Here is a 13,302-nt window from a genome sequence, read left to right as displayed (position 1 = left end):
GGGTGTGAAGAGTTTGAAAAAACAGTTGGTTATTGTTCGCTAATAGCAGGGCTCTCCAACGTTGAGGATGCGACATGAGTCAAGATTTCATGGATCCGGAAATATTTGCTGATTTTATTATTGAAGCGAAAGAGCATCTCGAAACCATCGAGCCTAACCTTCTTGAGCTTGAGAAAGAGCCGGGAAACATATCCCTGCTCAACGAAATTTTCCGTCCCATGCATTCCCTCAAAGGGGCCTCCGGCTTTCTGGGGTTGAATAAGATAAACGTCCTTGCGCACAAGGCCGAGAACATCATGGACGAGTTGCGCAAGGGTGATATGAGCGTAACTGCCGAAATCATGGATGTAATCCTTTCGGCTACAGACGCCCTGCGCCAGATGATAGACAATCTGGAAACCGAGGGTGGCGAGGGAGAGGTGGCGACGGAATCCATCATCCACACGCTTGATGCGTTGCTTGCAGGTGACCCTGCGCCTGCTCCTACAGTTCTTGAAGCTCCCGCCCAAAAGGCGGCAGTTGAAGAAGCTTCTCCGGCTGTGGAAGGCATTTCGGTAGACAGTGTGGCTCTTGAAATGGAAGAGGGCACACCCTACGCGCTTACCGCTTTCGGCGAAGGCCATCTCCGTGATTTCATAGAAGAAGCGCGCGAGATGACTGAGAGTTTGAGCAGCGGCCTGCTGGAACTGGAGAAGAACCCTCTGGAACCGGGAGAACTGGTTAACGATATTTTCCGCTATTTCCACAACTTGAAAGGAAACAGCGGCATTATCGGGTTCAATGAGCTGAACAGCATCACGCATGAGGCCGAAACCCTGCTGAACCGCGCCCGCAAGGGAGAGCTTGCGGTAACACAGGGGCTGATAGACCTTCTGCTGTTCGTCGTCGATATCATCGAGAGCCTGGTGGCCAAGGTTGATCCGGCTACCGGTACCGTGATCCCGCTTGTTATCACGGATGCCGTGACTGTGCTGCAGAGGGCCGTGAATGAAGGTGTTATTGCGGCTCCTGTGAGAGGAAGGCAGGAGGCTGCGGCCCCTGCGCCTGTTGCCGATACCGCCCCGGAACCCGAAGTGGCCGGAGAAGGCGAAAGCGGGCTGGATGCAGAGGATATTGAACTTTTCCTGTCCACCACTTCACAGCAGAACGGTGCCATTGAGCTGGCCATGAGTGAGTTGGAAAAGGACGGATCACAGCGGGATTACATCGACGTGCTGTTCCGCAGCCTCACGACTGTGCAGAATTCCTGCGGCTATATGGGCTTTGAAGCCGTCAAGGTGCATGCAGGGCGTACGGCAGGGCTGGTGGATAACGCACGCAACAGCGATCTTGATTTCAGCCTTATGCTTCCCATTCTGTCGCAGGAAATCGAAATCATGTTCGATATGCTTGGCGAAGAACTGGACAAGCTGGGCATAGACAAGAGCAGGATGACTAGTGCTCCTGTGGCCGTTGGTGCTGTCGTGCCTCCCAAGGCCGAAGCGGCTGCTCCGGCTCCCAAGCCTGCTCCGCAGCAGGAAAAGAAGCCGGAACCCAAGCCGGAACCCAAACCGGAACCAAAGCCGCAGCCTAAGCCTGCGGCTCCGGCCGCTCCCAAACCGGCTGCACCGGCTCCCAAGCCAGCAGCAGCCCAGCCCAAGCCCGCTGCACCGGTTGCAAAGCCGGGACCGGCCAAACCTGCGGCTCCTGCTTCGCCTCCTTCGAATCAGCCGGCTCAAGGGGCGGACCAGAGCAAGGGTAAATCTTCATCAACCATCCGTGTTGATCATGAGAAACTCGACCACCTGATGAACCTCATCGGCGAACTCATCATCAACCGGAACCGTTATACCATGCTCGCACGGCATCTTGAAAGCGGGCAGGATGTGGACGTGGCCGACGTGGCGCAGAACCTTACTGAAACCACGTATGCCATGGCCCGAATTTCCGACGACCTGCAGGACACCATCATGAAAGTCCGCATGGTGCCCGTGTCTTCCGTGTTTTCGCGCTTCCCGCGCCTTGTGCGCGACCTTTCCCGCAAGAGCGGCAAGGAAGTGGACCTGATCATGGAAGGCGAGGAAACGGAACTGGACAAGAGCGTGGTTGAAGTTATCGGCGACCCGCTTGTCCATCTCATCCGTAACGCCATGGACCATGGTGTAGAGGCGGAAGATGTGCGCATTGCCGCAGGCAAGCCCGCAAAGGGCAAGGTCTGGCTGCGTGCCTATCACCGCGGCAACTCGGTGGCCATTGAAATCGAAGACGATGGCAAGGGCATTGATCCTGAAAAGATGCGCGAAGTCGCCATCCGCAAGGGGGTCATCACCCCTGAAGAGGCGAAGAACCTTGATGACCGTGAAGCCATGGAACTGATCTTCGCTCCGGGCTTCTCGTCTGCCGAGACGATTACGGATATTTCAGGTCGTGGCGTAGGTATGGACGTTGTCCGGACCAACATCAAGAACCTGAAGGGCAGCGTTACCATCTCTTCAGAAGTCGGCAAGGGCACACGGTTCACGCTGTCTCTGCCGCTGACTCTGGCAATTATTGATGCGCTGATGGTCAATGTGGCCGGTGAAAACTACGCCATTCCGCTGGATGCCGTTTCCGAGACCACCAAGATCGAGGCCCGTCGCCTTACGGATGTGAAGGGACGCAAGGCTGTAACCCTGCGTGGCGAAGTGCTCGGTATTGTGAGCATGGCAGAACTTCTTGAACTGCCGGAACCGGATGAGCAGCCCGAGGTTCTCTCCGTTGTGGTTATCCACGACAACCAGCGCAGGCTGGGCATAGTGGTGGACAAGCTGCATGAGCGGCAGGAAATAGTTATCAAGCCCCTTGGCGAATATCTTGGGGACGTGAAGGGTATATCCGGTGCCACCATCATGGGAGACGGCTCGGTTATCCTGATTCTCGATCCGCACGAAATATACCTGCTGGCCACGTCCAAGGCCATGTAGGGCAAGGCTACTGCAACAAATCAGGCCGGAACACTGTTCCGGCCTTTTTTATGTCTGCAATTGAGTGCGGCACAGGCGCTTGGGCATGAAAAAGGCCGGAATCACGCTTCCGGCCTTTGGGTTCAAATCTACTTGGCGCTGCAGCCACCGGCACCGGGGCATCCGCCTGCACTTGGGCATCCCCCCATCTTCGGTCGTTGGGGAATAGCCTTTTTGGGCATGGGAACTTTTTCCATCTTTGCACCGCCGCCACGCAGCAGGCCGGAAGGAAGGCGGTTCACACCGGAGCCGGGAATGGCGCAATGGGCGCTGAGTCTGCGGTCTGTCTGCTTGCTGCCGCAGGAAGGGCAGGGTTCTCCGCCGGTACAGTCGGGGCTGGCAATCTCTTCGAATATCTCACCGCAGTCGCGGCACATGAAATCATATAAAGGCATGAAAAACTCCTCAGGCTGTCTCGTTCAGATGGGGGAAACCTAATACCTCTTGGCGGGTAAGGCAACCTTCGCACGCAGGTTAGGGCCTATCGTCTGCGTATACCAAGGATGTTGGGCAGCATCCATTCCGTTTGCGCACCGCTCCAGAAGTCACTTGCGTGTCTGCCGGACCATGTTTTGCGCATGGACCCGGTTCTGATATGCAGGCTGGCCTGTGGCCCGCCTTCAACATACATGGCCCGCACGATGCCGAGAGGAAGTTCCAGCAGGGAGTCCGTCAGTTGGCGCACGGTCAGCGGAGGGCGGCAGTGGATGAAGAGAATGTCCTGCGTATCGTTCATGGCAACAGCGGCGATGGAAAAGGCATCTCCGTCTTCCGGCCACAGGGGGACTCTGGCAGCATTGATCATGCGGAAGTTCTGCACGACGATACGATAATGCTTGATGAGGCGCTCCCAGTCATCAGCCTGCTTGTCCAGTATGGCGGCAAGAGGCAGAGGCGTGGGCTGTGCAGTGCTGTTGGTCTGCAGTGTTGCGTTGCTTTGTGGGGCTGTACGTGAACCGGTCGGCAGGGTGCTGTTTGTGGTGTTGTCTGCAACGTTTTCCACGGGCGAGGCCACAAAGAAAGAACCGAAGCGTTTGTTGACATAGCCGTTGTTTATATGATCGCCGTTGCGCAGGTAGCCCGTGCTGGTGCGGTTATCCGGCAGATACATGGATGCGTTGATCACAGCCGTGAGGCCATTGTGCTCCGCCCACTGGGCAGGGGTGAGCTGAGTGCCTTTTTCAGAACTGGTGAGCAGCACGAATTCGAATTTGTCCGGCTGAATGCGTAGAACGGTGATGGCATCTTTCTGCAGATAAGCATCATCGGGACCGCTCGGGATGTAAGCCGGAAAAGAGGCCAGGTTGAGTCCGGGTTCAAGCTCTATCCATGGTTCGGCGGCGTGGGCGGTGCTGCCGACCAGCAGAAAGACCAGAAGACACCAGCTCAGGAAGGAGCAAAGGTGTTTCCGGGAGTTTTCCGTGGTGTTGCGCTTGCCGGCCATAATCATGCGTTTGTGCCTTGCTGGGGGGAGACGTTCTGTGCCAACCTTTGTTAGCTCAGATCCTTCTTCAGGAAGAGGATGAAGCACGCTGCTGCGCTGAGCAGAAAAACCACGGCAACCCATGCGGCCTGAAGGAACAGAGCGCACAGTCCTACAGTAATGAATGCGTAAGGGAAGAACCATATCATCAGTTTGCGCAGATGGCCAACCATGGAGCCCGATTGAGGGCGAAGGTGAACGTAGGTGGCAACCGTCGCAGCCAGAAGGAGAAGAAGAACTTGCCAGATATACATATCTCGTCCTGTTTCAGAGTTATACCGGAATAGCCCGCAAACGGGGAAATGCTTATATCCCCGCAGAATCAGCGGTCGTTTTCTGAGACGTACATCTCCGTCCATTCAATGTCCAGCTTGAGGAAATGCTATTTGCAGGAATCAACATAATTAGATATTGACGTATCAAGATTTCCTGATATATGGTTCGACATCGATCGTGAAACAGCGAATAGTTTTCAGGAAGCCGGATGCTCACCTCTTCGCGCTGTTTCGCAACGCAAGCTCCGCAATCTTACGAGGATAGAACATTGAAGATCATAGACCTTATCAAAGCCCGGAGTACCCCGTTTTATTCTCTCGAGTTCTTCCCGCCGAAGGAACGTGAGAACTGGCCGGCCTTCTTCCGTACTGTTGAGCGGCTCAAGGCACTGAACCCTCTGTTTGCCTCGGTAACCTATGGCGCAGGCGGATCAACGCAGGACAACACGCTTGAAATTACTGCGCATATCAAGAATGTGATAGGCATAGAGCCTATGGCGCACCTGACCTGTGTAGGTGCTGACGGCGCAAAGATTCGCGATTTTCTGCAGCGCCTGCGCGCCGAGGGTGTGAACAACATTCTTGCGCTGCGTGGCGATGCTCCCCGTACGGGTGATTTCAGCTGGGATGATCAGGAATTCAAATATGCTTCGGACCTTGTTTCCTTTGTCCGTACCTGCTGTCCGGATTTTGGTATAGGCGCAGCCGGCTACCCCGCAGCACATCCTGAATCGCAGACCTTCCGCGACGATCTTGCCTTTACAAAGGTGAAGGTGGACGCGGGCAGCGAATTCATCGTTACCCAGCTGTTCTTTGATGTTCGCGAATATTTCAGCTTTGTTGAGCAGTTGCGGGCCATGGGGGTAAACACCCCTGTACTTCCCGGTATTCTGCCAATTCAGAGCCTTGCCTCTGTCCGCCGTATCCTTACGTTGTGCGGGGCCAACATTCCGGGCAAGTTGTACCTTGCGCTTGAAGAGGCCAACGACAAGGGCGGCGATGCCGCAGTGAAGGAAGCCGGTCTTGCCTTTGCGGTTGACCAGATTCGCAGGTTGATCGACGGTGGTGCCCCCGGCATTCATCTGTATACCCTGAACAAAGCCGGTATGTGCCTTGAGATTGCCGACAGGGTAGGGCTGAAGTAGTTTTTTCAGCTACGCCATGAACATGTTAACGCCCCGTTCCTTGTCGGAACGGGGCGTTTGTTTTGCGGCGCTTAATCGAATCGTACGAGAATGTCTGCCGGAGATTTGCGCCATTTGGGAGCGGGCTTCTTCTCTTCTTCGTTGAAATACCCCACAGCCATGAGCAGTGGTATGCGGTACCGCGCGGGAATATTGAATTCGCGCATCACGCCGTCGTGGTCGAAGCCGTCCATGGGGTGGGTATCAAGGCCCAGATTGGCGGCGGCATACATGAGCGACATGGCGAAGAAGGCGGCATTCTTCAGGCCGAAGGCCAGCTGGCTCTCGGCGCTTTTGCCATAGAGTTTGGCGCAGGCCCCGTAAAACCAGTCGCGCCGTTCGGGCTTGATGCTGCCCGCCTTGAGCATTTCTTCAAAGTTCCTTTCAACGGCGGGGTGGCCCTTATCCCAGCCGCCCGTATCGGCCAGAACAATCAGCACCACAGGGGCTTCGCTGACTTTGGGCTGGTTCATGGCCACCTTGCGCAGGCGCATTTTGTCATCCAGCTCCCGCAGGGCAATCAGGTTCCATGGCTGCAGGTTGTAGCTGGAAGGTGTGAGGCTGGCGTCCTGTATTATTTGTTCAAGCAAAGGTTGAGGGACATCCTTCGAAGGATCGAAAAAATTGATGGCCCGTCTGCGTTCGAGAATTGTGCTGAATTCCATGGATGGCTCCATTCTTCGCCGTTATTCGTGTGCGTCGGATTCTCCGGCGTCCTTTCTACGTATCATATACAAATTTCGGGATAAAAGACCAGCCTCTTCAAGATGCCGGTCGGCTCGGCGGGAAAGAGGCTTGACTTGAAGGCGACTCGAATATAGCTGTCTGTTGCCTTGGCAACAATGGAGGGTCCATGCATTCGAGAAGAACATCGTTCGGCTATCGCATAAGCACATTGCACAGGCTCGTGGCCCGTTTTATCCGGGAACGGATGTCCGAAATGGGCATAGAGCAGGGGCAGGTGCCTTTTCTGGCAGAACTGTTTCATGAAGAGGGCGTGCCGCAGGAAGTTCTGGCCTCGCGTCTGTTCATAGACAAGGGCGTTACGGCACGGCAGCTTGCACGCATGGAGCAGAGTGGCCTCATTGTCAGGCGCGTTAATATGGAGAACAAAAGGCAGAAACTGGTGTTTCTGGCTGAAGATATACGAGTCCGCAGGGAAGAGTTTTTCTGTCATCTGAATGCGCTCACTGAGGCCCTTGGCGCGGGTTTCTCGGAACGCGAACGACCGATGGCCCTCGAATTTCTTGATCGCATGATCACGAATATGCTCGTCAGCAAAACAGCCGCAGATGGTGATTAAGAGTGGAAAATCAGGTTTCATCACAAAGGGCCACGCTGTTTGTCGTGTGCGTGGCGCATTTTCTCATGCCGTTCATGATGTCGGCGGTGGGTATTGCTCTGCCGACCATGGGAAGGGAATTTCATGCAACGGCAACGCAAATGGGGCTGGTGGAGACGGTATATGTGCTGTCTGCCTCCATTTTTCTGCTTTCCATGGGCAAGCTGGCGGATATGTATGGCCGACGCCGTGTATTTCAGCTTGGTCTGGCACTTTTTACCTGCATGGGCGGCATTCTTGCCACTGGCTGGTCTGCCGAGAGCATAATCGTGCTTCGCTTCCTGCAGGGCGTGGGCGGCTCCATGGTCATGGCCACATCCGTTGCCATGATAGTGGAAGCCTTTCCCGTCAGCGTACGGGGCAGGGCGCTCGGCATATCCGTTTCCTGCGTGTATGCGGGCGTGTCGTGCGGCCCCTTTATTGGCGGAGTTATCGTCAGTCATCTCGGATGGCGTTACGTCTTTCTGCTCTGTGTCCCGCTCGGCCTTGCCGCGTTTCTGCTGACCACGTTCCGTCTGCGTCCTGAAGTGCGTGACGTGGTCAGGGAACCCTTCGACTGGAAGGGGAGCATCATCTACGCATTTTCCATACTGGTACTCATAGCGGGTGCTTCCAACCTCGACTTCGGGGTGTGGGCGTATGCCGCTCTGGTTGCCGGTGTGGCCGGGCTTGTGGGTTTCGTCATGTTTGAATCCCGCCAGGCATATCCTCTGCTGCCTGTGTCACTGTTCAAGGGCAACAGGGTTTTTGCGTTCAGCAACCTTGCAGCATTGCTCAACTATGCTGCTACGTTCGGTGTTGCGTTCTTCGTGAGCCTGTATCTTCAGTACATAAAGGGCATGACTCCGGCAGAAGCAGGAACCGTGCTCATGGTGCAGTCTCTGGTGCAGGCCGGGCTTTCGCCTTTTTGCGGCAGGCTGGCAGACCGCTATCCCGCGGCCAACGTGGCCACCGTGGGCATGAGCTTGTGCGTTGGGGGGCTGGTCATTGCGGCAAGTGTGAACGAAGCTACTTCCATCTGGGTGCTGTACGGCATGCTTGCATTGCTCGGTGCCGGATTTGCCCTGTTCTCGTCTCCCAATACGACAGTTATCATGGGCAGTGTTGAATCGCGCTATCTGGGCGTTGCTTCGGGGCTTGTAGCAAGCATGCGCACGCTGGGCATGATGACCAGTATGACCATCATTACGGTGGTGTTCTCCATCTTGCTGGGCGGTCATGCCATATCCGTGGAAACGTATCCCGCCTTTTTGAAAAGCATGCAGCTTGCGCTGGGCATTTTCGCCGGTCTCTGCACTCTTGGTGTGCTGTGTTCGCTCGGCAGATTGGGTGGTCCCAAGGCCGCATAATGTGCAGGCTTGTGCGATCTGAGGCAATGCCGGAGTATTGCTGTTAAATTCCGTCTGGTCACGCCCCTTTTCCTGTACTATGTTCAAGGAAAGGGGCGTTGCTATGATTCACGCATGGGCTGACTTCCTTTACCGCAGAAGGGCGTACTTTCGCACGTTGCCGGCAATGCTGTTGCTGGTGATTCTTGGCGGGTGTCTCACTTCTCCCATTGTGGAGGAGCGAACGCAGCAATATTCCACCACGCAGAAGGTGCTGCTGCTTTCCACAGATGAAATAGAAAGCAACCTGCTTGAGTACCAGGCACGGTGCGGTAATGCCCGCTGGATGAAACCGGCGAAAGAGGGCGAGCCAAGACAGATTGTCTGGGGTCGTCAGGTGGATGCCAGAACTTTTCGTGTGGATGCGTGGATTGATTTTGCACCGTTCGGTGAAGGCAGAACACAGGTAACCGCCCACGCCATTCCTGCAATGCGGAACGTTGTTACCTCATATATGATCATAATTCTCGATCCATATACCTGTCGCTGAACACAAGAACGGCCCGTCGCATGACGGGCCGTTTGTTTGTGCAGAGATAGCCGCAGTTGGCGGATGGACTATTGCGGCAGGGCAATAAGCGTCCATGGCAGGTAGCGGGTCTGATGCTGCTGGGCAGCGTCTATCACGTAACGCATGCCGTTCACTTCGAGTATTCGGGGAGAAGCAAGAGGCTTCTGCTCCATATTGATGATATGATAGCCTGCAGACTGCTGCGCGACGATACTCAGAATTTCCTGACCTACCGTATACTTGTTCCACTGCATCCAGAGCAGCATGACCAGCAGCACCGAAGTGCCCACGGTTCCGGCTATGCCCAGAAAGCCACCTGCGCGGCGTAGGCGCAGGATGAACATGTACAGCAGAATGCAGGAAAGGAGCATGAGCCCCCAATCGTTGCCAAGCAACAGTCTGAATTCCGTAAATGTCATTGATCCACCTTTGTAGGGTCGGAATGGGTTAGTCCACGCGATAGTGGCAGCCTATGCTCTCCTTGTTGCGCTTGGCAGCAAGGGTGATGACATGGGCGGCCTGACATCCGTGGAAAAGATCTATGAGCCGCTTTGAAAGCGGGGTTCGTTTGTAGAAATCGTGTACGTTCTTGGAAAGCTCGCGCATGTCCTCGACGGCACGGCTCAGGCGGCTCTGGGTGCGGGTTATGCCCACATAGTTCCACATGGTATGGCGAATGCGCGCCCAGTCCTGCGCAATGAGGGCCGGGTCGTCGTTGTGTTCCTCTCCGGCGGGGTCCCAGTCGGGCATGGCGTCTTTCAGGCGCTTGCTGATCTTGCGGCTAATGCGTTTGCTGATGTCTTCAGCGGATGACTGACCCCAGAGGAGGGCTTCAAGCAGCGAGGTGGAAGCCAGACGGTTGGCCCCGTGAACCCCCGTGCAGTTGCATTCGCCGACGGCATAGAGGCGTTCCACGGTCGTGCGCCCCCTCGGGTCGGCCAGAATGCCGCCGCAGAAATAGTGGGCAGCGGGTACGACAGGAATGGGCTGACTCTTGATGTCTATGCCGAGCTCCAGACAACGTCTGAAAATGGTGGGGAAGCGGGTGGCGAGGTCGTGCTTTACATCGCTGGTATCAAGGTAGACGCAGTCTTCACCGCTCTTGAGCATCTCTTCCACAATGGCGCGTGCCACGATATCGCGGGGGGCAAGGTCGGCGCGGGCATCGTGGTGCTGCATGAAGGGAGCGCCCTTGGCATCCACCAGCCGTGCTCCTTCGCCGCGCATGGCCTCAGTGATGAGGAAGCGTCTGTCGGAACGGTGGTAGAGTGCCGTTGGGTGAAATTGCACATACTCGGCGTTGTGTATGCGTGCACCGGCTCTGTAGGCCATGGCCAGACCGGAGCCGATGGATGATGCGCTGTTCGTGGTGTGCAGGTATATCTGCCCCACACCGCCTGTTGCCAGCACCGTGTAGTGGGCCAGCACCGTTTCCACGCGCTTGAGCTGCTCGTTGAAGACGTAAGCACCGACGCACTGGTTATTGAGCTGGTAGCGGAATTCAAGGTCGCGCGCGTGGTGGTGGCTGGTGAGCAGGTCAACAGCCGTGCGGTTGGTTAGCACCGTGATATTGGGGTGCGCCTGAACCGCCGCCACAAGACCGTCCATGATGGCGCGTCCGGTATAATCCGCGCAGTGCAGGATGCGGGGAACGCCGTGGCCCCCTTCGCGGGTCAGGTCCCATTCGCATTCGCAGTCGTCCTTGCTGCGGGCAAAGGGAATATTCAGGCGCTCGACCAGAATCCTTTTCACCGATTCCGGACCGCGTGTGCACAGATAGCGCACGGCAGTCTTGTAGTTGCGGTTGTGACCGGCTGTGAGAATGTCCTTTTCAAGGAGTCTTGGGTCGCCTTCTTCCGCCTTGAACACAATGCCACCCTGTGCAAGGGCAGAGTTGCCTCCGTCCAGTCTGTCTCCGGTTGTTATGAGCGTGCATTCCACACCGCTGTCGGCGAGCGAAAGAGCCGTGGTGCATCCCGCGATGCCGGAACCGATGATGAGAACGGGGGTTGTGTGACGATAGGTGGTCATGTGCGAAATGATCCTTTGAATGATGAAAGCCCGCAGCTAGGCGCAGGCTTTGAGCATGCGTTCCAGCGCGGCGCGGGCGTGTTCAGTGAACCCGATGGGAATGCGCACGGGGTCGGCAGTGCCGTTGCGTACTTCCTGCAGGGTGATGGAGAGTTTATCCTCGGTTACACTGGCCATGTGCGAGCAGCTGCTTTCCAGAAGCGGCACAATGGTCTTGCGCCCTGCATACTCCTTGGCGAGACGTTCCACAAGATTGATTTCGGTTCCTATGGCTATTGCAGCGCCTTCGGGAGCCTGACGGACGTAATTGATGATGAAGGACGTGGAACCTGCCGCATCTGCCTGCGCCACGACTTCGGGCGAGCATTCGGGATGCACCACAACGGTAATGCCGGGGTGCGTGTCACGCGCGGTCTGTATCTGGCGCAGGTTGAACCGGGCGTGAATGGCGCACAGGCCGGGCCACAGCAGCAGCTTGCCCTTGTTGGCAGTCTCCAGATCAACTGCGGTGCCGTCTTTTCTGATATCCAGCATGTGCCAGTCGGACTGGGCAATGCCCAGCCTGTTGGCCGTGTTTCGGGCAAGGTTCTTGTCGGGAATGAAGAGCACGGCGTCGCCGCGATCCATTGCCCAGCGCATCATGGTTTCTGCGTTGGCAGAGGTACACACAGAACCGCCGTGTTTGCCGCATACGGCCTTCACACCCACGGATGAGTTGACGTAGGTGAGGGGCACGATGGTTCTGCCGGATGCCGCAAGGCTGGTCAGCACCTTGTCTACCCGCGCTGCGGGAGCCATTTGCGACATGACACAGTTCGCATCGGGTTCCGGCAGATACACATTCTGGCCTTCACGGGCGAGCAGGGCTGCGGATTCTCCCATGAAGTAGACACCGCAGAAAACAATATGCTCGGCGTGCACTGATTCGACCTTGCGCGCCAGTTCCAGCGAATCGCCCTTCAGGTCTACATGCTGAATCACGCTGTCTGACTGATAGTGGTGGCCCATGATGACAAGGGAATCACCCAGTTCGTCGCGCAGGCGGCGTATGATTTCGGAATGTGTGGTCATGTGTGGCATCCTTATCTTATTGAACGAGCATGCTGAAGTCCGCTACCGGAGCGGAATGGGTGAGTCTGCCCACGGAGATGAAATCCGGCCCTTTGGTCGATGCGCTCGCAAGGGCGTGTATGGTCTCCAGAGTGACTCCGCCACTAACCTCGGTTTCTATGGATTCGGGGATGAGCTCAAGCGCTTCGCACATCTGCGCGGTATCCATGTTGTCGAGCATGATGCGCTCCACCTTGCAAAGCACGGCTTCCTGCACTTCCGCCAGGGTCCGGCACTCTACTTCAATGGGGGGGCAGGGTGAGTAGGTTGCCCGCAGCTTGCTGACAGCAGGAGTTATGCCCCCTGCAAGGTCGACATGGTTGTCCTTGAGCATGAGCATTTCCTCAAGGTTTTTGCGGTGGTTCAGGCCGCCCCCCACAAGCACCGCGTATTTTTCGGGATACCGCAGGCAGGGCAGGGTCTTGCGGGTATCCAGAAGACGGGTACCTGTTCCACTCAGCGCCTGAACATAGCGGCGGGTGAGGTTGGCAATGCCCGACATGTGGGTGATGAAGTTGAGGATGATGCGCTCTGCCTTGAGTAGGCGGGCTGCGTCTGCCTCGATGGTGGCCACGACAGTGCGGTCGGCTACGAGGTCGCCGTCATGGACAAAGGCTTTCCATGACCATTCGCCGTGGCCGCAACGTTCCATGACCAGCGGTATTATGGGCAGGCCCGCAACAAGGGTGTCTTCCTTGGCGATGATTTTGGCACCGAGCCTGTGGTCGGGGGGGAATACCCCTTCCGAGGTAAGGTCGCGGCCATCTTCACGAAGAGCAAGTTCGATGGCTTCTTCAAGGAAGCGTAGGGCCTCGCCCTGAAAGAAGCTGGAAAATTTTTCAATATTCATGGATTGTGATAGAGACGTCTTAATGATAGAGGCTGTATGCCGAGTGAGGAGCGGCAGTCTTATTTCTTCTCTCTGCGTGTTTAGGTGCCTGTAACCGTTTCGTCAAGCAATCTTGAGGCAGCGGTTGCAACACGCGAAAGCAACTCC

13 protein-coding genes are annotated in these 13,302 nt (G+C 56.3%); 5 read left to right on the top strand and 8 right to left on the bottom strand.

Annotated elements, in window-relative coordinates:
• Positions 1 to 74 precede the first annotated feature (74 nt).
• Positions 75 to 2,942: a chemotaxis protein CheA gene (locus HUV30_RS12260; RefSeq protein WP_174405726.1), complete on the top strand. Its 2,868-nt coding sequence runs from the start codon at positions 75 to 77 to the stop codon at positions 2,940 to 2,942.
• 128 nt (positions 2,943 to 3,070) lie between these two features.
• On the opposite strand, the gene HUV30_RS12255 is transcribed toward HUV30_RS12260, so the two are convergent.
• The 3 genes from HUV30_RS12255 to HUV30_RS12245 form a co-directional block, all read right to left on the bottom strand.
• On the bottom strand, positions 3,071 to 3,376 hold the full coding sequence (locus tag HUV30_RS12255) for an FmdB family zinc ribbon protein (protein WP_174405725.1): 306 nt from the start codon (positions 3,374 to 3,376) through the stop codon (positions 3,071 to 3,073).
• An 86-nt stretch (positions 3,377 to 3,462) separates the two neighbouring features.
• Entirely contained in the window at positions 3,463 to 4,431 is a 969-nt protein-coding gene (locus tag HUV30_RS12250; RefSeq protein WP_174405724.1) for a phosphodiester glycosidase family protein, read from the bottom strand.
• 44 nt (positions 4,432 to 4,475) lie between these two features.
• Entirely contained in the window at positions 4,476 to 4,718 is a 243-nt protein-coding gene (locus HUV30_RS12245) for a hypothetical protein (RefSeq protein WP_174405723.1), read from the bottom strand.
• 290 nt (positions 4,719 to 5,008) lie between these two features.
• On the opposite strand from HUV30_RS12245, the gene metF reads away from it, so the two are divergent.
• Positions 5,009 to 5,884, top strand: coding sequence for a methylenetetrahydrofolate reductase [NAD(P)H] (gene metF, locus HUV30_RS12240; protein ID WP_174405722.1), 876 nt, complete (start codon positions 5,009 to 5,011; stop codon positions 5,882 to 5,884).
• A gap of 71 nt (positions 5,885 to 5,955) precedes the next feature.
• Here metF and HUV30_RS12235 read toward each other — a convergent pair whose 3' ends face one another.
• Positions 5,956 to 6,588, bottom strand: coding sequence for a nitroreductase family protein (locus HUV30_RS12235; protein ID WP_174405721.1), 633 nt, complete (start codon positions 6,586 to 6,588; stop codon positions 5,956 to 5,958).
• A gap of 188 nt (positions 6,589 to 6,776) precedes the next feature.
• Here HUV30_RS12235 and HUV30_RS12230 point away from each other — a divergent pair, with 188 nt between their 5' ends.
• The 3 genes from HUV30_RS12230 to HUV30_RS12220 all read left to right on the top strand — a co-directional run bounded on the left by HUV30_RS12230 (position 6,777) and on the right by HUV30_RS12220 (position 9,143).
• Complete coding sequence (locus tag HUV30_RS12230) at positions 6,777 to 7,226, top strand: MarR family winged helix-turn-helix transcriptional regulator (protein WP_174405720.1); 450 nt, start codon at positions 6,777 to 6,779, stop codon at positions 7,224 to 7,226.
• 2 nt (positions 7,227 to 7,228) lie between these two features.
• A complete protein-coding gene (locus HUV30_RS12225; RefSeq protein ID WP_205245216.1) occupies positions 7,229 to 8,614 on the top strand; it encodes an MFS transporter in 1,386 nt (461 codons plus the stop codon).
• A 103-nt stretch (positions 8,615 to 8,717) separates the two neighbouring features.
• Positions 8,718 to 9,143 carry a hypothetical protein gene (locus HUV30_RS12220; RefSeq protein WP_174405719.1) on the top strand — a complete coding sequence of 142 codons (426 nt, stop codon included), beginning with the start codon at positions 8,718 to 8,720 and terminating at the stop codon, positions 9,141 to 9,143.
• 68 nt (positions 9,144 to 9,211) lie between these two features.
• Here HUV30_RS12220 and HUV30_RS12215 read toward each other — a convergent pair whose 3' ends face one another.
• From HUV30_RS12215 to nadC, 4 genes are read right to left on the bottom strand one after another with little or no spacing between them, the layout of a single operon-like run.
• Positions 9,212 to 9,583, bottom strand: coding sequence for a hypothetical protein (locus HUV30_RS12215; RefSeq protein ID WP_174405718.1), 372 nt, complete (start codon positions 9,581 to 9,583; stop codon positions 9,212 to 9,214).
• Between the two features lie 28 nt (positions 9,584 to 9,611).
• Positions 9,612 to 11,195, bottom strand: a complete 1,584-nt coding sequence (gene nadB / locus HUV30_RS12210; protein WP_174405717.1) for an L-aspartate oxidase — start codon at positions 11,193 to 11,195, stop codon at positions 9,612 to 9,614.
• Between the two features lie 36 nt (positions 11,196 to 11,231).
• Entirely contained in the window at positions 11,232 to 12,266 is a 1,035-nt protein-coding gene (locus tag HUV30_RS12205) for a quinolinate synthase (RefSeq protein ID WP_243452168.1), read from the bottom strand.
• Between the two features lie 16 nt (positions 12,267 to 12,282).
• On the bottom strand, positions 12,283 to 13,155 hold the full coding sequence (gene nadC, locus HUV30_RS12200; RefSeq protein WP_174405715.1) for a carboxylating nicotinate-nucleotide diphosphorylase: 873 nt from the start codon (positions 13,153 to 13,155) through the stop codon (positions 12,283 to 12,285).
• Between the last annotated feature and the right edge of the window lie 147 nt (positions 13,156 to 13,302).

The sequence above is a fragment of the Desulfovibrio subterraneus genome, assembly GCF_013340285.1.
In the GTDB taxonomy this organism is placed as follows: domain Bacteria; phylum Desulfobacterota; class Desulfovibrionia; order Desulfovibrionales; family Desulfovibrionaceae; genus Halodesulfovibrio; species Halodesulfovibrio subterraneus.
The sequence above is the reverse complement of the archived record's forward strand: the minus strand, read 5'-3'. Positions and strand labels throughout refer to the sequence as shown.

Excerpts from the sequence above, each read along its gene's own strand:
- HUV30_RS12260 (WP_174405726.1), top strand. The coding sequence starts at position 75 with ATGAGTCAAGATTTCATGGATCCGGAAATATTTGCTGATTTTATTATT.
- HUV30_RS12255 (WP_174405725.1), bottom strand. The coding sequence starts at position 3,376 with ATGCCTTTATATGATTTCATGTGCCGCGACTGCGGTGAGATATTCGAA.
- HUV30_RS12250 (WP_174405724.1), bottom strand. The coding sequence starts at position 4,431 with ATGATTATGGCCGGCAAGCGCAACACCACGGAAAACTCCCGGAAACAC.
- HUV30_RS12245 (WP_174405723.1), bottom strand. The coding sequence starts at position 4,718 with ATGTATATCTGGCAAGTTCTTCTTCTCCTTCTGGCTGCGACGGTTGCC.
- HUV30_RS12235 (WP_174405721.1), bottom strand. The coding sequence starts at position 6,588 with ATGGAATTCAGCACAATTCTCGAACGCAGACGGGCCATCAATTTTTTC.
- HUV30_RS12230 (WP_174405720.1), top strand. The coding sequence starts at position 6,777 with ATGCATTCGAGAAGAACATCGTTCGGCTATCGCATAAGCACATTGCAC.
- HUV30_RS12220 (WP_174405719.1), top strand. The coding sequence starts at position 8,718 with ATGATTCACGCATGGGCTGACTTCCTTTACCGCAGAAGGGCGTACTTT.
- HUV30_RS12215 (WP_174405718.1), bottom strand. The coding sequence starts at position 9,583 with ATGACATTTACGGAATTCAGACTGTTGCTTGGCAACGATTGGGGGCTC.
- nadB (WP_174405717.1), bottom strand. The coding sequence starts at position 11,195 with ATGACCACCTATCGTCACACAACCCCCGTTCTCATCATCGGTTCCGGC.
- HUV30_RS12205 (WP_243452168.1), bottom strand. The coding sequence starts at position 12,266 with ATGACCACACATTCCGAAATCATACGCCGCCTGCGCGACGAACTGGGT.
- nadC (WP_174405715.1), bottom strand. The coding sequence starts at position 13,155 with ATGAATATTGAAAAATTTTCCAGCTTCTTTCAGGGCGAGGCCCTACGC.